We start from the raw sequence: 23,358 nt of genomic DNA, 5'->3' as shown, positions 1-23,358 counted from the left end.
GCAGGTCAATGGAATTTTCCCTGTTTGCCCATATGGAACGTTTGTCCCCAGATCAGCCGCATGACGTTCTGTATGACGAATTCGTCAGCCTTGTGAAAATGGCGGACGAGGGCGGGATGCGCGCCGTCTGGACGGGTGAGCATCACGGGATGGAGTTCACCATCGCGCCCAACCCCTTTATCTCGCTAGTCGATCTGGCTCATCACACCCGGAATGTACGGCTGGGGACGGGTACGGTAGTCGCTCCGTTCTGGCATCCGATCAAACTGGCCGGAGAGGCAGCCGCGGCAGATCAGATTACCAAAGGCCGGATTGAACTGGGGATCGCACGGGGCGCATATTCCTACGAATATGAGCGCTTGATGCCGGGGATGGATGCCTGGGAAGCGGGCCAACGGATGCGCGAAACAACCCCTTTGCTTCCGCAAATCTGGCAGGGCGATTGCGCGCATGAGGGAGAGTTCTATTCCTTCCCGGCCACCACCTCTGCGCCGAAACCGTTTCAGAAAAACGGTCCGCCGATCTGGATCGCGGCGCGGGACCCCAATAGTCATGAATTCGGTGTCCACAACGGGTTTAACATCCAGGTCACCCCCCTGTGGCAGGGCATGGAAGAGATTGAAACGCTGATGGACCGCTTCAATGCAGCCTGCGACAGCAATACCGGACCGCGCCCCAAAATCATGCTGTTGCATCATACATATGTTGGCAAGGACACAGACGATGTTGCGCAAGGCGTTCAGGAATTGCGCCGGTATTACAACTATTTCGGTGCCTGGTTCATGAACAAACGCCCGGTCGCACAGGGTTTGATCCAACGGATCACCCCGGACGAGATGGATGCCAACCAGATGTACACAAGTGATAAGCTGGCGCGCGACCTGACGGTTGGTACAGCGCAGCAGGTTATTGACCGGATCAAACGTTATGAAGATTTGGGCTATGATGAGTTTTCGTTCTGGGTCGACAGCGGGATGACGAACGAGCGAAAACGTGCCTCTTTGGCGCGGTTCATCGACGATGTCATGCCAGCCTTTCAGTGAGGAACACTATGGGAAATCTACCGCATTTTCAGCTTTTCATTGATGGCGCCTGGTCTGAGGGGGCGACGTCTCAGGTCATGACATCTGCAAATCCCGCAACTGGGCAGGGGTGGGCTACGTTTTCCTGTGCGGCACTTGAGGATGTCGACAGGGCAGTCGCCGCCGCCAAACGTGCGCTTGATGATCCGCAATGGTGCGACATGACGGCCACCGCGCGCGGCAAGCTTCTTTATCGCCTGGCCGACCTAGTTGCCGAAAACGCTGCACGGCTTGGAGAATTTGAGACAACAGACAGCGGTAAACTGCTGGCAGAAACCTCGGCGCAAACTGGGTATGTCGCGGATTACTACCGCTATTTCGCAGGGCTTGCGGATAAGGTTGAAGGGACGGTTCTGCCCATCGACAAGCAGGATATGCATGTGTTTACCACGCGCGAACCCATTGGTGTTGTCGCGGCTATTGTGCCTTGGAATGCACAAATGTTCCTGACAGCGACTAAGTTGGGCCCGGCGCTTGCGGCTGGGTGTACCGTCGTGCTGAAGGCATCCGAAATTGCGCCGACCCCGATGCTGGAGTTCGCGCGTTTGATTGAACAGGCAGGATTCCCCGCGGGCGTTGTCTCGGTCATCACCGGGGATGCGGAAAACTGTGCAATTCCACTGACCCGCCATCCCGATCTGGATCGCATCGCCTTTACCGGTGGCCCCGAGACAGCGCGCCATGTGGTCAGGAATTCTGCCGAAAACTTCGCCGTCACCTCGCTGGAGCTTGGTGGCAAATCACCGATACTTGTTTTTGAAGACGCGGATCTGGATGGGGCCGCAAATGGCCTGATCGCCGGAAACTTTGGCGCGTCGGGGCAAAGTTGCGTTGCGGGCACGCGCGGGCTTGTGCAGCGATCCGTTCTGCAAGGCCTGATCGGCCGCATCAAAGAAAAGGCGGGTGCAATCGTTCTGGGTGACCCGCTGGATGCCGGTACCCATGTCGGACCGCTATGTACCATGGCGCAAGTGAACAAGATCGAAGAGACCCTGGCCAAGTCAGCGGAGCAGGGGGCCGTGGTCCATTTCGGCGGGCAACCTGCGGATCGGCCCGGCAATTACATGAACCCAACACTGGTCGAGTGCATATCGCCCGAGACCGAGACGTTGAAAGTTGAGATGTTTGGCCCGGTTATGTCTCTGCTGCCCTTCGATACCGAAGAAGAGGCCATAGCATTAGCCAACAGCACGGTCTTTGGGTTGGGGTCTGGCGTGTTCACGCAGAATCTGGCGCGGGCGCATCGGGTGTCCAAGCGGATCAAGTCGGGGATTTGTTGGGTTAATACCTATCGCGCGATCTCTCCTATCGCGCCGTTTGGCGGATTCAATCAATCAGGGTATGGCCGTGAAGCCGGGGTTGAGGCGATCCTGGATTACACCCGGACCAAGACCACCTGGATCAGCACCTCGCAAGAGCCGATGGCGAACCCGTTTGTGATGCGCTAGGCCTGTTGTCAGACAGATATCGGAGCGCGGTCATGAAGTTGAAACATCCGAATTTTGAACCTCCGGCAGACGCAAATGACCGGAGGGCGATCCCTCCAGTCATTTGCTATCCGCCCGAAACGATACCGCAACCTGATCTGGCTGCGTTGACTGACCTGAGGCAGCGCGCGGTGAAAACCGCCGAAGTCATAGCAGCCCCGCGTGATGCGGCCTGTATTGAAGTGCCCGCGGGGGCCTTTATTCGGGTGGTGTCGGTCGATGGCGCGCAGGTCGGTGATCTGAACATGTGGTACAAGCACGACCTGACCGAACGGTTCTATTCCGGCAAAACCCGCGCGCTGCATGGCACGCATCTGTCGACCGGGGATCGGATGTGGTCAAGTTTTCCGAATATGCGGCCCATGGCGACCATCGTTACGGATACTCTGGATTGGTATGGGTTCGATTCATACGGCGGATCCGTGCATGACGTAATCGGGACCCGCTGTGACCCCTATACCGGGCGACTGCTGTCTGGCGATGACTACCATTATTGCTGCCATTCCAACCTGACACGGGCATTGGCCAGCCATTGTGGCCTGCCGCTGCATGAGGCCGAAATGCACGTCCACGACGTGTTGAACGTCTTCATGTGCACCGGATTTACGCAGGACACAGGCCAATACTTCATGAAGGCAAGCCCGGTGCGTCCGGGTGATTATCTGGAATTCTACGCCGAGATTGACCTGATCGTCGGCCTTTCAGCTTGTCCCGGGGGCGATTGCTCGTCCGAGCATTCCTCGGACGCAGCCGCCTGTTATCCATTGGTTATGGAAGCCTATGACCCCGGTGAAGACATCCGAAACGCGCATATTCAGCCCAAGCGATCTGCTTATGATCGCACTCATGGGGCAGGTTAAGAGGTCAGGCGTTGCCCAAGCCGGTCCAGCATCCGACAGCATAGGTCGAGCTGTTCGATCTCGACGTACTCATCTGCTTTATGGGCCTGTGTGATCGAGCCGGGACCGCAGACAATCGCGTGGGTGCCAAGCTGCTGAAACAGGCCAGCTTCAGTGGCGAATGACACAACACCTGTTCCGTTCGCCCCGGTCAGCTCGGCAACCAGTTTGCGGGCGGCGTTTTCTTCCATTGGCTCAAGGCCTGCAACCTCGGCGGTGATATCCTGCGTGATGCTGGCCTCACTGTGGACGGCTTGCATTTCGGGCAGCAGGCTGTGGGTCACATAGTCTGACAGGGTTTGCTTAACGAAATCCGCATCGCTGGCTTGAACCGGGCGCATTTCCCACCCGACATCGGCTTTGCTGGCAATGACGTTATGGGCGACGCCGCTATTGAAGAACCCCACGTTTATAGTGGTCCAGGGTGGCTCGAAGGGGCTGTTTGTTGGCGCGCGGGATTTCAATATCTGGCGCAGTTCCAGAAGTTTTCCTACATAGCGTGCCGCGTATTCCGCCGCATTAACCCCATCATCGGGGGCCGAGCTGTGTCCTTCGAGCCCGACAAACCGGGTGGTGTATTCAAAGCACCCCTTATGCCCTTCGATCAGGCACATTTCGGTGGGCTCTCCGATTATTGCGATATCTGGCACTATTCCTCGTTCGGAAAGATCGTTCACCATGTTCTGCGCGCCCAAACATCCGATTTCTTCATCATAGGTGAAGGCAAAGTGCAGCGGTTGGGTCAGTTTTCTGGCATCCAGCGTTTCGGCAAGTGCAAGTGCGGCGGCGATGAAGCCCTTCATGTCACAGGTGCCACGTCCGTAAAGCCTGCCATCTTTCTCGGTCATCAAAAACGGGTCTGATGTCCAGTTCTGATCCGCGACGGGAACTACGTCCGTGTGGCCGGATAACAGGATGCCGCCGGGAATGTCTGGGCCTAAGGAAGCAAATACATTGGCCTTGGTGCCAGTATCATTTCGGGTTTCGATGCAGCGTGCACCCAAGGCCTGCAACCTGTCCCTTAGATAGCTGATGATCTGAAGATTGCTGTCTGCAGATACCGTTTCAAACGCGATCAGATCGGCGAGGATATCTTGGGTTCTTTGCAGGGTCATGGCTTTACAAACAGCTTTCTTGGGCGGTTACAGAAACATTCGGCAGGACCGGTATCGGTGATCAGGATCGACACGGTGATCTCTAACCCCCAGTCATTCAACCAGAGGCCAGGCATAAAGTGAAACGTCTTGCCAGGTTCCAGGATTGTCTCATCCTCGGGACGCAGAGATACCGTGCGCTCACCCCAGTCCGGGAGATAGCTCAGACCTACTGGATAGCCGCAGCACGCGCGGCTTTCAATGTGGACGTATCTGACAATCAGGCATCCACACTGTACGTCGTTCCCCATTAGTATCCTGATTGCGTCCCCACTAGATCGGGTCTGCGTCATGAAAGACCAAAACGCCTTGATGGACGTAGAACGACCACCCCTCGTATCCGGTTAGCCACGTCATGTTCGAAGGATCTTCGAAGAACAGCGCGTCCAGCCCGACCTCGGTCACGGCTTTTCGTGTTTTGGACAGCCGACGGTCAAATTCCCCCCGCATGAATGCCGGATTCACTTGGCTCATCGGATCCTCGTGTCGTGATTAGAGACGTGTTGACAGAACTTTACGAATCCGATCACGTCAATGGACAACTCAGGAAGGAAATACTGTTGAAACTCAGTTCAAACCCACACCGCGGCAAGGAAAAATTGATTCCTGATGCTCCATTTCCTTCGATAAACGCGGCTCGCGTAGCTGATTTGTTAACAGTATGCCCTGCAGCAGCAGAAACCAATCTGGTTGAAGCCAAGGATTTGGCCAATGTCGCCGATCTATGGGTCAAAGATGAGCGTGGGCGCATGAACCTCGGGTCATTCAAGGCTTTGGGGGCTGCCTATGTCATCGCCCGCCACGCTGCTGATCTGGCGCAGACACCGGATAAGTCTACTTTACGCGGGAAAACCTATGTCACCGCTAGCGCGGGTAACCACGGGATGAGTGTAGCAGCAGGTGCACGGATATTTGGGGCTGATGCAGTGGTCTATATCGCCGAAACCGTACCTGAAAGTTTCGCGGAACGCCTTCGTGCGCAAAAAGCCAGGGTCGTTCGTCAAGGCACGGATTATGCCGCCAGTATGGAGGCTGCTGGCAAAGCGGCGCAGGCTAACGGTTGGACATTGCTATCTGACAGTTCGTGGGACGGGTATTACGAGCTGCCGCACACCCTGATGGAGGGATATCTGCAGATGGCTGCAGAAGCGGTGCGCCAATGCCCAAATGCGCCCACGCATATCATTTTGCAGGCCGGGGTAGGTGGGTTGGCAGGGGCGGTTGCAGCTTATGCGCGCCATGCCTGGGGTGATGGACCCAAGATCATTGTCGTGGAACCCGAAGCGGCCCCTGCGTTGCAAGCCAGTATCGAAGCAGGTACCTGCGTCTTTGCGGATGGGCCTGACAGCATCATGGGACGGCTGGACTGTAAAGAACCCTCGCTGATCGCGCTGAATGGTCTGGCGCGGGATGCAGACTGTTTTCTGACGCTCTCGGATGACGACGTGGTGCGGTATTTACCGGCTATGGCAGAGGCTGGGTTGGCGACAACTGCTTCGGGCGGGGCGGGCGTCGCAGCAGCGATGAATGCAGATGTCTGCGAGGCCGTGAACATTGGGAGCGATGCCCAAGTTCTGTGCATTTTATCCGAAGTGCCGGATTGAAGAAGGTCAAGAAACATCTGAATCTTGCCCCGGAATAAGCGCAGGAAGCCGCAAGTTAAGAGGGTGCAACTGCCCCCAAAGGCAGAATCCGATTGCGCCTGAAAACGGGAGGTGCGCAAATCCGCACCTCCGCCCTATCAAAATGAGATTTATTGCCCCCCAAAGCGCGGTTTTTAGATTGGATTGCGCCAGATAATTTTGGCGTTTTCCAATCGGTCGAGGAATTTCGACATGCGAATCTCTCAGCACCTCAGTATCGATGCCGAGGTCTGGGCTGTGAGATGTGGTGGTTTAGGTTGTAATTATAACCTATTAAAAATATTATATTAATGTTGTGGGTGAGGAAGTTAAATAGAGGCGAATGAAGCAAGTTAATTACGCTATTCAAGGCCTTGCGTTGCGGGCGAGATATCGAAATATCAGTTGAGCAGAAGTGAATTTCAGGATTCTTTGTCGCCTAGCTGTAACATTTATGGTTGCGTGGTTGGTCCCCCATGTCCTTAAATAGGGTGGACTGGTCTTTGAGATCCGGATGAACCGGGCAAGCAAAGACCGCACAGGGGAGCCAAGTTGGTAATGTCAAATGACGCAGCGTTCGTCGAATTTCAGCGTGTTCAAAAATCTTATGACGGCGAGATACTCGTCGTAAAAGATCTTAACCTCTCAATGCCAAAGGGTGAGTTTCTGACAATGCTGGGCCCCTCTGGGTCTGGCAAGACGACTTGCCTGATGATGTTGGCTGGTTTTGAGACCGCTACCCATGGCGAAATCATGTTGGACGGGCGCCCGATCAACAATATTCCACCTCATAAACGCGGGATCGGCATGGTGTTTCAAAACTATGCATTGTTCCCGCATATGACTGTGGCTGAAAACCTTTCGTTCCCGCTTGAAGTGCGCAACATCGGCAAAAGCGATCGGGAAGAAAAAGTGAAGCGTGCGCTGGATATGGTCCAGATGGGCGCCTTTGGCAGCCGCCGTCCGGCGCAACTGTCCGGCGGTCAGCAACAGCGGATCGCCTTGGCCCGTGCCTTGGTGTTCGAGCCCGAGCTGGTCTTGATGGACGAGCCACTGGGCGCGCTGGACAAGCAACTGCGTGAACATATGCAGTTCGAGATTACCCGTCTGGCGCATGAGCTGGGGATTACGACAGTTTACGTGACCCACGACCAGACAGAGGCGCTGACGATGTCGGATCGCGTGGCCGTGTTCGACGACGGACGCATCCAGCAGCTTGCGCCGCCGGATCTGCTCTATGAAGAGCCCGAAAACAGCTTTGTTGCCCAATTCATTGGCGAAAACAACACGTTGGAAGGCGTTGTTAAATCAATCAGCGGCGACTCCTGCGTGGTTGCACTGGATGATGGATCAGAAATTGACGCCAAACCGGTCAATGTCAGCGCTGCAGGTGAACGGACCAAAGTTTCAATCCGCCCCGAACGGGTGGAGTTCAACAAAGATCGCCTGCATGCCGATGCGCATACGCTAAAGGCGACTGTCAAAGAATTCATCTATATGGGTGATGTCTTCCGGTTCCGTCTATCTGTGGCGGGCAATGAAGACTTTATCATCAAGACCCGAAACGCTCCCGATGCGGTTCGGTTGTCGCCCGGCCAGGAAGTTGAAATCGGTTGGTTGGCCCATGATTGCCGGGCACTTGACGCCTGATGAAGAACGTCCCCTGGTGGATCGCTGGGGGGTAAATGGCGGCCGGGTTGCCCCGTGATCCGGTCTGTTCAGAAATTTACGGGTATAACAGGGAGTTAACAATGAAAGTTAAGACCACTTTGATGGCAAGCGCCATTGTTGCCGTGGCCGGAGGCGCCATGGCCGAGGAGATGACGATTGTCTCGTGGGGCGGAGCCTATTCCAAGTCACAGCTGAAGGCGTATCACGAGCCCTATTCTGAAAAGAGCGGCATCACTATCCTTAACGATGACAGCTCGGCCGAAGCGGTTGCCAAGCTGCGCGCGATGAACGAAGCGGGCAACATCACCTGGGACGTAGTGGATGTTGTTGCTGCGGACGCAATTCGTCTGTGTGACGAGGGTCTGGCGATGGAGATCGACCCCGACACCATGCTGGCCCCGGCGCCCGACGGCACTTCGGCTGCCGATGATTTCGGTGACCTGCTGGTCAGCGAGTGCTTTATCCCGCAGATCGTGTATTCGACTACATTCGGCTATCGTACAGACTTGGTAGGTGACACACCTCCGACCGATGTCTGCGCCGTATTTGATCTGGAGGCCTATCCGGGCAAGCGTTCACTGGAAAAGCGCGCCATCAACAACATGGAATGGGCGCTGATCTGTGACGGCGTCGCCAAAGATGACGTTTATGACGTTCTGGCGACTCCAGAAGGTCAGGATCAGGCGTTGGCGAAACTGGGAACCATCAAGGACAACGTCGTCTGGTGGTCCGCGGGTGCCGACACGCCGCAGCTTCTGGCCGATGGCGAGATCATCATGGGCTCGACCTATAACGGTCGTCTGTTCAGCGTGATCGAAGAGCAGAAGCAGCCCGTTGCCATGCTGTGGGACGCGCAGATCTTTGACCTGGACGGTTGGATCATCCCCGCCGGCCTGAGCGAAGAGCGTCAGCAGCGTGCGCTGGACTACATCATGTTCGCAACGGACACGCAGCGTCTGGCGGATCAGGCCAAGTACATCTCGTACGGTCCGGCCCGTGCCTCGTCGGCTCCGCTGGTTGGTCAGCATGCCGAGCTTGGCATCGACATGGCGCCGCACATGCCGACCGATCCGGAAAACGCCAAGAACACGTTCCTGTATAACTACGAGTTCTGGGCGGATTACCGCGATGACATCGAAGCGAAATTCCAGGCTTGGCTTGCGAAATAATCGTTTGATTTCATGAAACAGTCGGGGGCGGTGCGCCGCCCCCAGACCCAAGCAGAGTCAAGGGGCACAGATGACTGACGCAAGCCAAAATGCGGGGCCGATGCTGGCAGCGGACGGAACGCCGCTCAAGCAATCGCTGGCACGTTCACTGCGGCGGCAGAAGTTACGAGCATTGATGCTCGTCGCTCCGCTTCTGCTATTTGTCATGTTTTCCTTTATCGTGCCGATTGCTTCAATGCTGTTCCGCTCGGTTGAAAACAGCATGGTTTCAGAGACCCTCCCGCTTACTGTGGAAGCCCTGCAAAGCTGGGACGCCCAAAGCGGTGAGCTTCCGGACGAAGCAGTATACGACGCATTCGTTCGCGACATGGTCGTTGCCGTTGATAGCAAAACCCACACCCGCCTTGGCTCGCGTCTGAACTACGAAGAGACTGGCATGTCTTCTTTGTTCCGCCGCTCTGGCCGGAAAATGGGCAAGCTTGACCCTGAAACCGATGGACCATTCAAGGACCAGATCATAGAGATTCACGAGGGCTGGGGCGATCCTAAGACGTGGGCAGTGATCAAGACCCATTCGCCAACGGTTACCAATGGTTATTTCCTGAACGCGGTCGATATGCGCCGCACGCCCGAAGGCGCGCAGTCGCAGCCTGAAGACAAGCAGATTCTGATCAAGCTGTTTGGCCGCACATTGTTCATGTCGCTGGTGATTACAGTGTCCTGTATCCTGCTGGCCTATCCGGTTAGCTACCTGCTGGCGACCCTACCGATGCGGGTGTCGAACCTGCTGATGATCCTTGTCCTCTTGCCTTTCTGGACCTCACTTTTGGTGCGAACCTCGGCGTGGAAAGTGATGTTGCAACAGCAGGGCGTGATTAATGAAACATTGGTCTGGCTTGGACTTGTGGCCGATGATGCACGACTGGTGATCATCAATAACCAGATCGGCACGATCATTGCGATGACGCATATCCTGCTGCCGTTCATGATCCTGCCGATGTATTCAGTGATGCAGACGATCCCGGTGACTTACACGCGGGCGGCGAAATCCATGGGCGCGACCAACTGGACGACCTTCTGGCGCATCTACTTCCCACAATCCATTCCGGGTATCGGAGCGGGCTCTATCCTCGTGTTCATTCTGTCGATCGGATACTACATCACGCCTGAAATCGTTGGCGGCACAAAGGGTGTCTTCATCTCGAACCGGATCGCCTATCACATCTCGTCCTCGCTGAACTGGGGACTGGCTGCGGCCTTGGGTACGATCCTGCTGGGTGTCGTCATGCTGCTCTACTGGGTCTACGACAAGATCGTGGGCATTGATAACGTGAAGTTGGGATAATCGACATGGCTGCACTTACACCGATATCCCGCAAACCGCTCTCCATGGTTCTGCCCAGTGTCGCCTTGGCGGGTGCCTTCGCCGGCGTCTTTGTCGGCGCGGGCAACGGCTCGATCCTTTTGGGCATTCTGGGTGGCGCAGCTCTGATCGCCGCGCTGGCCTGGGTCTACATCAACGTTCTGAAGAACGAAAAACTGGCGCGCTGGATCAATATCCTGGGTTTCGGCGTCATCGGTTTCCTGTTGTCAGGTCCGATGGGTGGCATTCTGGGCCTGTTGGGCGGTTGGTTTTTTATCTTCTTTATCTATTGGCTCTATGAAGGCCGGTATCGCCGCAAACTGCTCAGCTATCTGACGCCAAAACAGGTGTTCTATCACTATCTGTTTCGGGTTATCTGCGGTGCGATCTTCGTGTTCCTGATCACCCCGATCCTTGTGGTTCTGCCGCTGTCGTTCAACGCGCAGGACTTCTTTACCTTCACCCCTGAGATGCTGAGTCTGGACCCCGAAGGGTATTCGCTAAAGCACTACCGCGATTTCTTCACCAACAATGAATGGCAGCGCAGCTTCAAGAACTCGCTGATCATCGCGCCGATTGCGACGATCATCTCGGTCTCGCTGGGCACGTTGGCGGCCATCGGCCTCAGCCAGAGCCACGTACCCGGCCGCCGCGTCATCATGGGCGTCCTGATCTCGCCGATGATCGTGCCGTTGATCATCTCGGCCACCGGTATGTTCTTCTTCTACAGCGATATCGGTCGCTTCATGGAAGGCACGCTGGGCATGAACAAGAACTTCGTGGGCTATGTGAAAGTTGTCCTTGCCCACGCCGTTCTGGGCATCCCTTTCGTCATCATCACCGTGACTGCGACGCTGGTGGGCTTTGATCGCTCTCTGACGCGGGCGGCGGCGAATATGGGCGCGGGCCCGGTGCGGACGTTTTTCAAGATTCAGATGCCCCTGATCCTGCCGGGCGTGATCTCGGGCGGCCTCTTCGCCTTTATCACCTCGTTCGATGAGGTGGTTGTGGTGCTGTTCGTTGGCTCTGCCAGCCAGAAGACACTGCCATGGCAGATGTTCACCGGCCTGCGCGAACAGATCAGCCCGACCATTCTGGCAGTAGCGACCATCCTTGTGGTGATCTCGATTGCGCTGTTGACCACGGTAGAGCTGCTGCGGCGGCGGTCTGAACGCCTGCGGGGGCTCAGTCCCGCTTGACGCGACTCACAAGGTGATTTAGCGATTTCACCATGCACCCCGGTCACGATGGCGTCGTGACATCTAGGCGGGTGCATGGCTCTCGGTTCCCGAGGCCGCTTGTCCTGAACGCCGGGACTTGTGGCCGGGCTTTGCCTGTCCGGCATCGAGGAGAGACCAAGATGAATGATCTAAACAATCGCCCCGAATTCTTTACCTGCCACAACGGTGACAAGGCGCCTTTGCCCTTTAGTAAGGCGGAATATGCACGCCGTCTGGCCAGTTTGCGCGCCACGATGGCCGCCCGCGATATTCCAGCAGTTCTGCTGACTTCCATGCAAAACATCGCCTATTACTCGGGCTTCTTGTATTGCTCGTTCGGGCGTCCCTACGGTTGCGTTGTCACTCAGGACAAATGCACCACCGTGTCGGCCAATATCGACGCCGGCCAGCCTTGGCGTCGCTCGGTTGAAGACAACGTGATCTATACCGACTGGAAGCGGAACAATTACTGGCGCGCGGTGGCTGATCTGATCGGATCTGCACGGCGGATCGGGATCGAAGGCGATCAGATGACCCTGGCAATGCGCGACACCGCACTGGATATGCTGGGCCAGCCTGAACTGGTTGATATCGCACCTGACACAATGGCCGCACGCATGGTGAAATCCGCCGAAGAGATCGCGCTTATCAAAGGCGGCGCACACACTGCAGATGTGGGCGGCGCAGCCATTCACGCGGCGATCCGCCAAGGCGCGACCGAGATCGAAATCGCCATGGCGGGCCGTGACGCGATGGAGGCCGAGATTGCTCGTGCTTATCCAGAAGCCGAGTACCGCGACACCTGGGTCTGGTTCCAATCCGGCCTGAACACTGATGGCGCACATAACCCGGTCACCAAGCGGGCGCTGCAAAAGGGCGATATCCTGTCGCTGAACACATTCCCGATGATCTCGGGCTATTACACTGCGCTGGAACGCACCTTGTTTCTGGGCGAACCCGACGCCGATAGCCTGCGCATCTGGAAGGCAAACGTCGTCGCGCATGAGTTGGGGCTGAGCCTGATCAAACCGGGCGCGACCTGCTCTGGGATCACGGCTGAGATCAATCGATTCTTTGCTGATGAGGGCCTGCTGCAGTACCGCTCATTCGGCTATGGGCACTCATTCGGCATCCTCAGCCACTATTACGGTCGTGAGGCGGGTCTTGAACTGCGCGAGGATATCGACACGGTGCTGGAGCCGGGCATGGTCGTGTCCATCGAGCCGATGCTGTGGATTCCCGAAGGACAGCCCGGTGCCGGTGGCTATCGTGAGCATGACATTCTAGTGGTCGAAGAGGCCGGAGCTGAAAACATCACCGGCTTCCCCTATGGGCCTGAACACAACACGATCAGCGCCTGATCGTATGGGCGGGAAGGGCGTTCAGCCCTTCTTGCCCCGTTCGTGAAAGATAAACCCGATAAAGTTCAGCAGCACCTGTGCCGCCAGAATCTGCGTGCTTTCGGTTGGGTCGTAACTTGGGGCGACTTCAACAAGGTCGATCCCGACCACGTCACCGCGTTTCGCCAGCCCCTGAAGAATTTCCAGCACATCGTAATACAAAAACCCGCCATGGCTGGGCGTCCCGGTGCCTGGCGCGATCGAGGGGCAGAACGCGTCGATATCAATCGTAACGTAATACCGCGCGCCTTCGGGAATGCGTTCAACCACGCCCTCGGTGCCCAGTTTGCGCACCTGCCGCACTGACAGGATGTCTGATCCGCGGGCGCGGGCATCCTCATACCCTTCCTTAGCGGTCGACGACACGTTGCGAATGCCCAGCTGGGTCATGCCCGAGACGTACGGCTTTTCAATCGCCCGCCGCATCGGATTGCCGTGGCCAATAGTGACGCCATGACGTTCGTCAACGAAATCTAGATGCGCGTCGATCTGGACCACATGGATCGGACCGTTCTGCGCGCAATCTGTGGCAAAGGCGTTGATGCAGGGGATATTCACCGAATGATCGCCGCCGATGGTGACGGGCAGGGCGCCTGCGGACAGAATACGTTCGACGCCGTATTGAATATTGGCGTGGCTCTCATCTGTCTTGGTGTGGATAATATCGGCATCCCCAATATCGACCATCCGCACCGATCCATCCAGATAGGTAGCGTCATCCTCATGGTCATAGGCCCCGGCATGGCCAAAGCTGAACAGGGTCGAGGCCTCGCGCACCGCACGCGGCCCAAAGCGCGCGCCGGACCTCCATTGAGTGCCAAAGTCGAAAGGCGCCCCTATGACTGCGACATCCGCGTCGATATTGTCCCAATCCTCGACATACGGCGCTTTGCCGAAGGTCGAAATGCCGACAAAAGGCAGATTAAGCCGCCCACCGCTATACCCATGTGATGACATGGCGAGTTTCCCGTTTCTTGCTGTTCAACGGCAGCTTAGACAGGAATTCAAAGCTGCGATAGGTGGGGGCTGTGGGCTTGATTGTCCGATTGTGCGATGTGTATCTGGTGCAGGCATTAAAAAGGAACAGCCGTGGGCCATCATGAACTGCCACCGGGAACGGGTGTCTATTATATCAATCTGGATCGGGTACCCGAGCGGCGCAACTTTATGGAGGCGCAGTTCGCCCATACCGGGCTGATTGGGGCCGCGCGTTTCAGTGCGACCGACGCGCAACAAGAAGGCGCACTGGATGGTCACGGCTATGTTGCCGGTTCTGGCAGCCGCTGGGGTCTGAAACAAAGTGAAGTCGCTTGTTTCGAAAGCCATCGCGCCGTTTGGAAGCGTGCCGTTCAGCAAGACCTGAAGGCTGTTGCGATCTTTGAAGACGATGTCGAAATGTCGACCCAAGCTGGCGGTGTGATTGCCAGATTGCTCGAAGCAGGGTCAGGGTTCGACTTCCTAAAGCTGGACTATTCCCCTCGGTCGCTGAGGTTTGGCCCGGAACAGCAGATATCCGGCGTACCGGTTCGCCCGATGCTGGAAATGGCACCCAGCGCGGCCGCATATATCCTGTCGCAGGCGGCCTGCCGTAAATTGCTGAAGTGGTCCGAGAAATACTCGGATCACCTGGATGATTTCGTATCTATCCCCCGCCCGGATTGGCAAATGTATCAGTGTTTTCCAGCAGTCGGCGTTCAAATGATCTGGTCGAAACAGCAGGATCAGGCTGAAGATTCCGTGAAAGTCAGTGAACGTTCACAAAACAGAAAGACCAATAGCGGTCTGGATAAGGGACCCCTGTGGTTTCGCATTCGTCGCGAATTGCAGGCCGCGAAACGCAAGTTGTATTGGCGCCAGAGAGGCGAAGCCCGATTGCTTGAAAGCGGGGGGTATGTCGGATTTATCCCCTGTGCCGAAGACCTGAGGGTTTAGTTTATATCATAGGCTGATCACGGCTTTCCAACCAAGCAAAAATAGTAATTCTCGATAAGCGTTAACAAAACTGTCAAATTGATATAATCTTCCAGTGTTGTTGGTGTTTTTCCGGTTTGGGGTTGGTGTGGGTCAGACTATCTATGAGCATTATGGCGGTTTCAAAACGATCAGCCGGATCGTTATGACCTTTTACGAAATGGCACTGGAGTCTGATCAGATCGGTGACCATTTCGAAGATATCGACATGCCAAGGCTGATTGATCACCAGACCAAGTTCGTATCGTCTCTGATCGGTGGCCCGACATCTTTTAGTGATGATCGAATTGAAGCGGTTCACAGAAATCTGAACATCTCGCACGCAGATTTCGACGAAATGGCAGATCTGTTTGGTGAAGCGCTGGCGTTACATGGAATGGAAGATCGGCACGTAAAGATTGCCTTGGGAGCGATCGAATCCAAACGTGCAATTATTGTTACGCGCGATGCGGCATGAGCATTCTTGCGATCAATGAACAACTGCTGCGCGCGATCGGTGTTGGTGTCGCAGTGGTTCGGGCTTCGGATCTTACATTCGTATTCTGCAACGGCCCTTTTCAGGAATGGTTTGGCCCTCCGGCTGATGGACAGACATTGTTGGATATTTTTCCTGACCTTGATGCGCGTGAACTTGAAGACGTAAAGCAATCTGGGCTCAGATACTCGGTCGAATTGCAGATCAAGCCGAAACGCAGGACACTGGTTTTCGCAACGGCAGTTTCTCTTGCAAACGGTCTTTCGGAACAGGTTCTGGTCATCGAGTTTCAGAACATCACCAAAATCCGCGAACTTGAAAGCATGATTGACAGCTACTCGACTATGGTCGAACGCAACACGCGCGAGTTGGAGCGTGAGAAGGAGCGGGTTGAAAGGCTGTTGCTGAACCTGATGCCGCGCGCTGTTTATGAAGAATTCAAGACATTCGGTGTGGTCACGCCGCAGCTTTACGATCAGGTGTCAGTTGTGATGCTGGACTTTGTGGGGTTCACGGATTTTGCCGCCAAAACGGACCCGACGGTTACCCTAAGCGAGTTGAATGACATCTTTACGGCCTTTGACCGGATCGTCGAACAGTTCGGATGTGAGCGGATCAAGACTATTGGCGATGCTTATCTTGCGGTGTCAGGCATGCCGGATGCTACGCCAGATCATGCGACTGCTGCTGCCCATTGTGCAGTCAGGTTCCTTCGCTATCTTGAGCGGAGAAATGAAAGCCATCCGCACAAGTGGCAGGCACGTGTGGGGCTGGGTATGGGGCCAGCGGTAGGATCTGTGGTTGGTATTCAGAAATATGTCTATGATGTTTTCGGGCCCGCCGTGAACATCGCTTCCCGGTTACAAGTCTTTGCAAACCCAATGAATATTGTTGCGCCTGAAGAAATGAAATACGCGCTGATTGACGAGTTTCAGGTCTCTGATATCGGGCGTGTGGACATCAAGGGTATGGGTGAGATGGATCTGATTAATGTCACATCCGGTCTCAGCATTCCGCAACGGAAACCGGTGTTCTGACGGCCTTATTCGTCCGGAGGCACCAGCCCTAGTCCCCGCAGATAAATACCGATCCCCGTTTCCAAAAGATCTTCGGGCGGGAAGGGTGCGGTGGCGCCGGTGTTACGGGCAAACAATTCGACTACACCGTGACTCAGCGCCCAGATATGTGCGCTGAACATTGAAGCCGGCGGACGTTTTTCCGGCGGAATATGTTGCGACAGATCGGCTGCAGCTTTTTCTAGAACATCTCTGGCCCGGTTTGCAGCCAGGGCAAGTTCTGGGGTGCGGTTGACGGAAATCCCACTTTCGAACATCGCGATATAGTGGCCAGGATTCTTGCGAGCAAAGGCCAGATAGGCGCGCCCGGTTGCTTCGAATGCAGCCAGCGCCGAAGGCTGGCCTTTGTCATAAGCGAATTGAATTAGATCGGCGAACATCTCGAACCCCTGACGCGCCGCCTCGGCGATCAGGTCCTCGCGCCCGTGATAGTGGCGATAAACAGCTGCAGGCGTGACGCCTGCCGCTTTTGCAGCCTCTGACAGGGTGAACCCGGTCGGACCCTTTTCCTCGATCAGGGACAGAGCTGCGTCGATCAGAGCCTGTTTCAGGTTGCCGTGGTGATACCCGCGTTTTGTCATCCCTGATTCAGACGCCTTTTTTGTTCAATTCTTGAGGAACTAAGACATAAACCGGTAGCACGTATTCGTCCAATCTTTGTGATGATATTGGCCGGCAAGAAAGATCAGGTATCCCAGATATCTGGCCCGCCACATATCTTGGTGTCGATATCGCCAATCGCATTTTTGTCCTTTTCATCATAGTCCAGCGCATGAAGCACGGTTTGGATTGCTGCCAGCCTTGCCCGTTTCTTGTCGTCGGAACGAACTATGGTCCAGGGGCAGGCTTCGCTGTGACTGCGTGTAAGGGTTTCGGAAATCGAAGCAGAGTATTCATCCCATTTGTCCAAACCAGCGATATCGATAGGGCTCAGCTTCCAGTGTTTCAATGGGTCCGTTTCGCGCGCAAGAAACCGGTTCAACTGCTCGGCCCGTCCGACGTTCAACCAGAACTTGAACAAGCGGATACCATCGTCACACAGGCCGGTCTCTAACGGCAGAACCTGGCGGAAGAAGCGTTCACGCTGTTTTGTGTTGCAGAACCCAAACACATTTTCCACCACGCCGCGGTTATACCAGCTGCGGTCAAAAAACACGATTTCTCCGGCTGCGGGCAGATGTGGGATATAGCGCTGAAAATACCATTGGCTGCGCTCTTGATCCGATGGCTTGCTGAGCGCAACGTTCCGAGCCCCACGCGGGTTCAGGTTCTCACGGAACCGCTTGATCGTCCCGCCTTTTCCAGCGGCATCGCGGCCTTCGAAGATAACAGCGACACGCTGGCCAGTTTCCTTCACCCAAAGCTGCATTTTCACAAGCTCGATCTGCAGGGACTGCATTTGTTTCTCATACGCCTTACGCTTCATGCGTTCGTCATAGGGGTATGTAGGGTTCAGAATGTCATCCTTATCGGCCTCTTTGATCTCGTTCCGGACTTCTTCTGGTGCACGTTTTTTGTAATATTCCTCGATGGTGCCTTTGCCAGTTCGTGTCATGAGTCACCTCGCGATAAAATCCATATCTTACTATGGATTAGCCTCGGAATTAACGCAAACCCGCCCGCTGAGCAGCCCGGATGACTGCGGCCGCTACTTCGGGTGCGGCCACGATCTGTGGCATATGGCCAATTCCCGGCAATTCGATCAGTTCAGCGCCGGGGATTTGGTCGATCAGGGGTTCCGCATGCCATTCCAACCCGACCGTTGTGTCGGCGGTGCCATGCACAACCTCGGTCGGGACCGAAATATCCTTATAGCGCGGCTGCAGCGCACGAACTTCGTCCAACAGATTGGCGCGTTGCATTGCGTTGGCATGCATCGAAGCCGGGCGCATGGTCAGCCCGGGGCCGAAATGTTCGGCATAGCCTTCGGGTGCAGTTTGGGGGGAAAAGACACCGTCTAAGGCCTGCTCGACATACCAATCGGGGACAAAGGCATTGATCAACGGCAGCACAAGCGCGTTTCCGGGCTTGGTCGCGGCCATTCGGTTGAAACCATCCAGCGGCGTTTCCCAAGGGATCGCGGCGGGGGCAATCAACACCAGCGCCGAGATGTGTTCGGGCTGTGTAACCGCCCAGGCCAGCGACACCGACCCGCCATAGCTTTGCCCTGCAACAATGGGTTTGTCCGCGCCCAGCTTGACAGCTGCACGGCGTAGGATTTCGGCTTGTTCTTCAAGGGTTTCGCCGTCCGGATTGAAGCTGTCGGAATACCCCAGTCCGGGCCGGTCAAAAACAATGACACGGAAATCTTCTGCCAGAATTGGTGCGAGGGCAAAAGTCATGTCCCGAGTGTTGCCACTGGACCCGTGGATCAGCACGACATCGGGCCCGTGCCCCATGACTACGGCATGAACGCTGACTCCATCGACGTCGATCAGCTGACCCTCGGGTGGGAAACTGGCCTCGGCTACAGCTTCGTTCCGTGACACGCGCCAAGTTGTTACGGTTGCCAGGCCAGCAATCAGCAGGGCAAGAGCTATGATGGTTTTAAGAACCAATTTGATCCATATCGAATGGAGTTGTCTGATAGATTTCGTTAATCCAGTTGCCATAGAGCAGGTGCGCATGGCTGCGCCATCTGTTCTGAGGCCGGCGCGAGGGGTCGTCGTCTGGATAGTAGTTCATCGGCACGTTTATCGGTGTGCCGTTGTCGATATCGCGATCATATTCCTGCTTGAGCGTATCACTGTCATATTCAAAGTGGTTGAAGATATAAATCGCACGATGGTCCTTATCTTCGACTAAGCAGGGGCCTGCCTCATCACTACCCAGCAAGGTGGTCAGGCCCGTAGCGTTGTCGATTTCGGCCTGCTTCATCTCGGTCCACCGGCTGACCGGGATGACGCAATCATCGGAAAACCCGCGCAGAAACGGTGAGGAGGGAGCCAGATTGCGGTGCCGGAAACATCCGAAAGCCTTGGCGTCCAACATATGCTTACGCACCCCATGGAAATGGTTGATCATCGCCATTCCGCCCCAGCACACGCCAAAGGTCGAATGGACATTTGTCTGGGTCCAGTCAAATACTTCGCTGATCTCTTCCCAATAGGTGACATCCTCGAATTCAAGATGTTCGATAGGGGCGCCGGTGATGATCAGGCCGTCAAATTTTTGGTCCCTTACCTCCTGAAACGGGCGGTAGAACTCGGCCATATGCTCGGCTGCGGTGTTCTTGGTCCGATGTTCGGTCATACGGATCAGCGACAGGTCGATCTGCAGAGGGGTTGCACCGATGAGTCGCGCGAACTGGTTTTCGGTCTGAATCTTCTTGGGCATCAGATTCAGCAACCCAATCCGAAGGGGGCGAATATCCTGACGCATTGCCTGATCCTCGGACATGACCATGACGCCCTCATTGGTGAGAACGTCATATGCGGGCAGGTCAGAGGGAATCTTGATCGGCATCGGATGCAAGCCTTTGGTTTAAGAGTGTAAGTGCCGTAGTTAATCGCGCTTTGGCCGGGTCTCAAGTGCACGTTCGATCAACTCATCGAAATCACCGTCGTCGCGAATACTGTGCATGTCGCTGGCAGCGATCGTCAGACCCCAGTTGTCGGCCATTGCCCTGTATCTCGGTTGCCGGTGCGCAAGAGCTTTGGCATAGGTCCAGCGAATGAATGCGTTGGGATCGACCTGTTCGGCGGAACAGCCTTGTTGGGTCAGATATTCGTCCCAGACACGTGTCAGGAATTCGGGCTGATAAGACATGGGCTTGGGCGCACGGTCAAAGCGCCTGATCAGCTCGTACGTGTGGTCGTCATCACCTTTGATCCAAATCATCAGCGTTTGGCGCGACAGCTCAGTCAGGACCTGATCCCGCGGATCATTGGGGTCAACCCATTCGCATATCGAACCGCCAGTATCGCAAATGAAATGCGGGTATTGGTACAATCTCTGCGCCCGATCCACGAAATACTCGGTATCCAGCAGAGCGTGAATTTCTGCCAAACGGAATTGTTCCTGACGGCGTTTATACTCTGTCAGCTCCATGCCGCCCTGTGCCGGGTTGCCCGGTTTTCCCAGATAAGCGGCGACAGGGGTCAAGTTCTCGAACGAGATATTTGATCCGATGTAAATGGAATCAGACAACAGCAGGTCACGCAGGAAAGGGACCTTCATGGCCTCGGCCTTGGCGTTGTCGATGATATACTCGCCCATGTATCGCGTGCCGATCCGGTAATCGACCGAATAGTGGAACCAGTCCCCGGAATCGCGCAGAACGTTGGACACATAGGTCTTTCCCAGGCCTGACATGCCAAAAAACAGCACCTTTTTGCGCGCGGCTTCCCGCCAGTCTTTTGCCGAGTTGTAGATCATTGTCCACTATCCCTTTTCCGACCTTGCTAAAACGGGCGGGGGGCGGCGTCAATCGCGCGTGCAGCGGTTGTTTAGAACCAACAGTCTTGGGCACAGGTTTCGTTATGCCAGAATGGGAGTAGATATCTGTTCCTCGCCACGCAGGACCGCATCATCTCAATTCGTGATCATGCGGATCTATGCAAAAAAGGCTCCGCCGGAGGGCGGAGCCTTGTGAACAGTTTTGCCGCTGATCAGTTCAGAGAGTAGGTCAACTGAAGGCCGACGCTCCAGGCAGAATTGCCGCTGAATTCACCACCCGTGGTGGTTGTCGCATCGCCAATGTCCGTATAACGGACACCGCCCGAGATCTGAGCATTTTCCACGGTGTAAGTACCGCCTACGCCAATGCTCCAGAAACCGTCAGTCGGCCCCAAGTTTGATACTTCGGTACCATTCGACTTTTCGTAAGATGTGGATATCGCGCCAGAAAAAGCCTCTGAGAACTGATATCCCATTCCAAGAGTATAGGTGAATGTGTCGTCGTCAAAGTCGACGAGGTTGTCCCCAACGATCCCGACATAGGCGGCAGGTGCCACTACTGTCTGAGGCCAGTCAACCCAGCGGATCGATCCGAACACCAGCGTTTTTGGGGCAACCCCGGTCTGGAAATCCAGGTTGATGGATTGCGGTGTCTCGACCCTGGTCGTGTCATCGATTGTTTGCAACCCGGCGGGGACGGGCGGCACTACGTTGAACGATTCGGTCGACGACAGATCGTGAGTGATCTTGGAGTTGTAGACCAGCGAAACCCGAGCTGCGATTTCAGGTTTTTCCCAGGCAACCCCGACGAGATAACCAAAGTCAGTATCGGCATCCGCATCAAATTCGTATCCGGCTGCTGCCGGTACAACGACTTTTGCGCTAGCACGTTGCGCGCGAATACCGCCAATGGCGCTGAAGCCACCGTCAAGCTTGTAGCGCAGCAATGCGGTGAGGGAGTCGACATCAGCGCTGGCTCTCAGAATCCCGCTGCGTCCTCCAAACGCTGCAGTTGGATTCTGCGACAGGGGATAGTCGGCGGAATACCCAATATCCGCACCGAATGGTTCGTCATAGATCAGCGCAAAGTCCAGTTTGTCAGTAAATGAACGTTTGTAAGCCAGGCCCGGTGAGAAGAAAGCATTCGACACATCACCTGATTCTACGCCATTTTGTTCACCGCTTACGTCGGGTGACGCATATCCAAGACGAAGTTGGACCACGGATCCCTCTTCGAAAATGATATTGATTCCCTGTCCACTACGGTCCAGACCACCGGCTTGAATGCTTGTTGCGCCCACGCACAAAGCACACGCCTGTAGAAGCGTCTTCTTCATCCATTCCTCCCAATTATATCGCTAAGTTGCGCGAATTTGTGGTGTCTGCGCACAACCGAGTTATTCTTACAGGTGGATTTCACTCTCTCAACAATAGCTGGTCAACGGGTGACTGAACGTTACCCTTAGTGAGTGTTGCGAGAATCTGTTGCTAAACTGTTACGGTTTTCCGACTGAACGTTAAGGAAGATACCCACAAAAATGACAGCAGCCCCCACGAGCGTCCACTGATCGAGAGCCTCATGATAGAAAAGCATACCGACAATCGCGATTGTAGGAAGGCGCGCAAAATCGAATGGGATCACAACCGTAGCCGGTGCGATTGAGAGTGCATTCGTAATGCAGAAATGCGCTAATAGGCCTGCAAGCCCTACAAGCAAAAGCCAAGGCGCGGTTGCCATCGTTGGTAACGCAAGTTCTCCGTCGATCGCAGAGGCTGCCAGCCCAAGACCAGCCTGTATAACGGTCAGCCAGAACATGATGCACCCGATGCTTGCAGAACGCGTGAGTTTTTTGGTGGAAATTGTAGTCAAAGCGAAGAACACCGCCGACATCGCGGCGGCGACAATTCCTGCGCTTAACGGAACAGCCCCCGGTCGTGCGACTATAAGGATACCAGCAAAACCGATAAGTGCTGAAAGGACCCGCACGACTGTCAACCGTTCGGCCAGCAGCATCGGGGACAGCAGGATCACCCAGATCGGTTGCGTAAACTCAAGTGCAAAGACCTGTGCCAGTGGTGCCACGGAAACAGCGTAGAACCAGAGATTCTGACCGGTGAAATGCAGGGTATTTCGTACCCCGTGGAGGCCAATCCGTTCGGTCGATACCTGATGCCACTTTCCCGTAACCGTCAGGACAAGGCTGACCACACACATGCCGACCAGGCTGCGATAAAACATGATCTCAAAGGTGTCATGGGTGACGCTCAGCTCACGTCCGGCCACGGCCATAGACGTAAAAGATGCGATTGCCCCGATCATCCACAGCGCGGCTTTGCCGATTTGGGGTTTGCTGCTTTCCATTGAGTTGCC

The 23,358-nt window shown here is 55.4% G+C and carries 22 protein-coding genes and 1 pseudogene; 12 read left to right on the top strand and 11 right to left on the bottom strand.

Annotated elements, in window-relative coordinates; all coding sequences use genetic code 11:
• Window positions 1-8 precede the first annotated feature (8 nt).
• Genes AC2FLG_RS01700 through AC2FLG_RS01690 form a run of 3 tightly spaced genes read left to right on the top strand, consistent with a single transcriptional unit; the run spans window position 9 to window position 3,429 of the window.
• Window positions 9-1,043 carry an LLM class flavin-dependent oxidoreductase gene (locus AC2FLG_RS01700; protein ID WP_496704754.1) on the top strand — a complete coding sequence of 345 codons (1,035 nt, stop codon included), beginning with the start codon at window positions 9-11 and terminating at the stop codon, window positions 1,041-1,043.
• A gap of 8 nt (window positions 1,044-1,051) precedes the next feature.
• A complete protein-coding gene (locus AC2FLG_RS01695) occupies window positions 1,052-2,530 on the top strand; it encodes an aldehyde dehydrogenase (RefSeq protein ID WP_496704752.1) in 1,479 nt (492 codons plus the stop codon).
• A gap of 32 nt (window positions 2,531-2,562) precedes the next feature.
• A complete protein-coding gene (locus AC2FLG_RS01690; RefSeq protein ID WP_496704751.1) occupies window positions 2,563-3,429 on the top strand; it encodes an urea carboxylase-associated family protein in 867 nt (288 codons plus the stop codon).
• Here the strand turns inward: AC2FLG_RS01690 and argE are convergent.
• The 3 genes and pseudogenes from argE to AC2FLG_RS01675 form a co-directional block, all read right to left on the bottom strand.
• Window positions 3,426-4,583, bottom strand: coding sequence for an acetylornithine deacetylase (gene argE, locus AC2FLG_RS01685; protein WP_496704749.1), 1,158 nt, complete (start codon window positions 4,581-4,583; stop codon window positions 3,426-3,428). The two genes, AC2FLG_RS01690 and argE, sit on opposite strands and share 4 nt — an antisense overlap.
• A pseudogene (locus tag AC2FLG_RS01680) lies at window positions 4,580-4,825 on the bottom strand (ectoine hydrolase DoeA); the annotation flags it as partial. The gene argE and the pseudogene AC2FLG_RS01680, both read right to left, overlap by 4 nt.
• Before the next feature lie 70 nt (window positions 4,826-4,895).
• On the bottom strand, window positions 4,896-5,096 hold the full coding sequence (locus AC2FLG_RS01675) for an aminopeptidase P family N-terminal domain-containing protein (RefSeq protein WP_465160558.1): 201 nt from the start codon (window positions 5,094-5,096) through the stop codon (window positions 4,896-4,898).
• Window positions 5,097-5,182: 86 nt separating this feature from the next.
• Between AC2FLG_RS01675 and AC2FLG_RS01670 the strand changes: the two genes are divergently transcribed.
• The 6 genes from AC2FLG_RS01670 (at window position 5,183) to AC2FLG_RS01645 (ending at window position 13,028) form a co-directional block, all read left to right on the top strand.
• Window positions 5,183-6,226 (top strand): pyridoxal-phosphate dependent enzyme, encoded by a 1,044-nt coding sequence (locus AC2FLG_RS01670; protein ID WP_496704747.1) that lies wholly within the window; start codon window positions 5,183-5,185, stop codon window positions 6,224-6,226.
• A gap of 576 nt (window positions 6,227-6,802) precedes the next feature.
• Window positions 6,803-7,894 carry an ABC transporter ATP-binding protein gene (locus tag AC2FLG_RS01665; RefSeq protein ID WP_496700864.1) on the top strand — a complete coding sequence of 364 codons (1,092 nt, stop codon included), beginning with the start codon at window positions 6,803-6,805 and terminating at the stop codon, window positions 7,892-7,894.
• A gap of 101 nt (window positions 7,895-7,995) precedes the next feature.
• A complete protein-coding gene (locus AC2FLG_RS01660) occupies window positions 7,996-9,084 on the top strand; it encodes an extracellular solute-binding protein (protein ID WP_142634172.1) in 1,089 nt (362 codons plus the stop codon).
• 70 nt (window positions 9,085-9,154) lie between these two features.
• A complete protein-coding gene (locus tag AC2FLG_RS01655; protein WP_142634170.1) occupies window positions 9,155-10,429 on the top strand; it encodes an ABC transporter permease in 1,275 nt (424 codons plus the stop codon).
• A 5-nt stretch (window positions 10,430-10,434) separates the two neighbouring features.
• Window positions 10,435-11,646 (top strand): ABC transporter permease, encoded by a 1,212-nt coding sequence (locus AC2FLG_RS01650; RefSeq protein ID WP_496704745.1) that lies wholly within the window; start codon window positions 10,435-10,437, stop codon window positions 11,644-11,646.
• Between the two features lie 161 nt (window positions 11,647-11,807).
• Window positions 11,808-13,028, top strand: coding sequence for an aminopeptidase P family protein (locus AC2FLG_RS01645; RefSeq protein WP_496704743.1), 1,221 nt, complete (start codon window positions 11,808-11,810; stop codon window positions 13,026-13,028).
• A gap of 21 nt (window positions 13,029-13,049) precedes the next feature.
• Here AC2FLG_RS01645 and speB read toward each other — a convergent pair whose 3' ends face one another.
• On the bottom strand, window positions 13,050-14,024 hold the full coding sequence (gene speB / locus AC2FLG_RS01640) for an agmatinase (protein WP_496704741.1): 975 nt from the start codon (window positions 14,022-14,024) through the stop codon (window positions 13,050-13,052).
• Window positions 14,025-14,156: 132 nt separating this feature from the next.
• Here speB and AC2FLG_RS01635 point away from each other — a divergent pair, with 132 nt between their 5' ends.
• From AC2FLG_RS01635 to AC2FLG_RS01625, 3 genes are all read left to right on the top strand, one after another.
• Window positions 14,157-14,999, top strand: a complete 843-nt coding sequence (locus AC2FLG_RS01635) for a glycosyltransferase family 25 protein (RefSeq protein WP_496704739.1) — start codon at window positions 14,157-14,159, stop codon at window positions 14,997-14,999.
• Between the two features lie 94 nt (window positions 15,000-15,093).
• Entirely contained in the window at window positions 15,094-15,495 is a 402-nt protein-coding gene (locus tag AC2FLG_RS01630) for a group I truncated hemoglobin (protein ID WP_345741800.1), read from the top strand.
• A complete protein-coding gene (locus AC2FLG_RS01625; RefSeq protein WP_496695256.1) occupies window positions 15,492-16,550 on the top strand; it encodes an adenylate/guanylate cyclase domain-containing protein in 1,059 nt (352 codons plus the stop codon). The genes AC2FLG_RS01630 and AC2FLG_RS01625 overlap by 4 nt, the downstream gene beginning before the upstream one ends.
• Before the next feature lie 5 nt (window positions 16,551-16,555).
• Here AC2FLG_RS01625 and AC2FLG_RS01620 read toward each other — a convergent pair whose 3' ends face one another.
• From AC2FLG_RS01620 to AC2FLG_RS01590, 7 genes are all read right to left on the bottom strand, one after another.
• Complete coding sequence (locus tag AC2FLG_RS01620) at window positions 16,556-17,170, bottom strand: TetR/AcrR family transcriptional regulator (RefSeq protein ID WP_142634158.1); 615 nt, start codon at window positions 17,168-17,170, stop codon at window positions 16,556-16,558.
• A 104-nt stretch (window positions 17,171-17,274) separates the two neighbouring features.
• Window positions 17,275-18,144: a polyphosphate kinase 2 gene (ppk2, locus tag AC2FLG_RS01615; protein ID WP_496695258.1), complete on the bottom strand. Its 870-nt coding sequence runs from the start codon at window positions 18,142-18,144 to the stop codon at window positions 17,275-17,277.
• 49 nt (window positions 18,145-18,193) lie between these two features.
• On the bottom strand, window positions 18,194-19,153 hold the full coding sequence (locus tag AC2FLG_RS01610; protein WP_496704923.1) for an alpha/beta fold hydrolase: 960 nt from the start codon (window positions 19,151-19,153) through the stop codon (window positions 18,194-18,196).
• On the bottom strand, window positions 19,137-20,054 hold the full coding sequence (gene metA, locus AC2FLG_RS01605) for a homoserine O-acetyltransferase MetA (RefSeq protein WP_496677757.1): 918 nt from the start codon (window positions 20,052-20,054) through the stop codon (window positions 19,137-19,139). The genes AC2FLG_RS01610 and metA overlap by 17 nt, the downstream gene beginning before the upstream one ends.
• 39 nt (window positions 20,055-20,093) lie before the next feature.
• On the bottom strand, window positions 20,094-20,966 hold the full coding sequence (locus AC2FLG_RS01600; protein ID WP_496704738.1) for an ATPase: 873 nt from the start codon (window positions 20,964-20,966) through the stop codon (window positions 20,094-20,096).
• A gap of 233 nt (window positions 20,967-21,199) precedes the next feature.
• Complete coding sequence (locus AC2FLG_RS01595) at window positions 21,200-22,324, bottom strand: OmpP1/FadL family transporter (RefSeq protein WP_142634147.1); 1,125 nt, start codon at window positions 22,322-22,324, stop codon at window positions 21,200-21,202.
• 125 nt (window positions 22,325-22,449) lie between these two features.
• On the bottom strand, window positions 22,450-23,349 hold the full coding sequence (locus AC2FLG_RS01590) for a DMT family transporter (protein ID WP_142634145.1): 900 nt from the start codon (window positions 23,347-23,349) through the stop codon (window positions 22,450-22,452).
• Window positions 23,350-23,358: the final 9 nt, after the last annotated feature.

Source organism: Ruegeria sp. CDSA193 (genome assembly GCF_059611885.1).
Note: the sequence above shows the minus strand (reverse complement) of the source record. Positions and strands in the feature narration are given on the sequence as shown.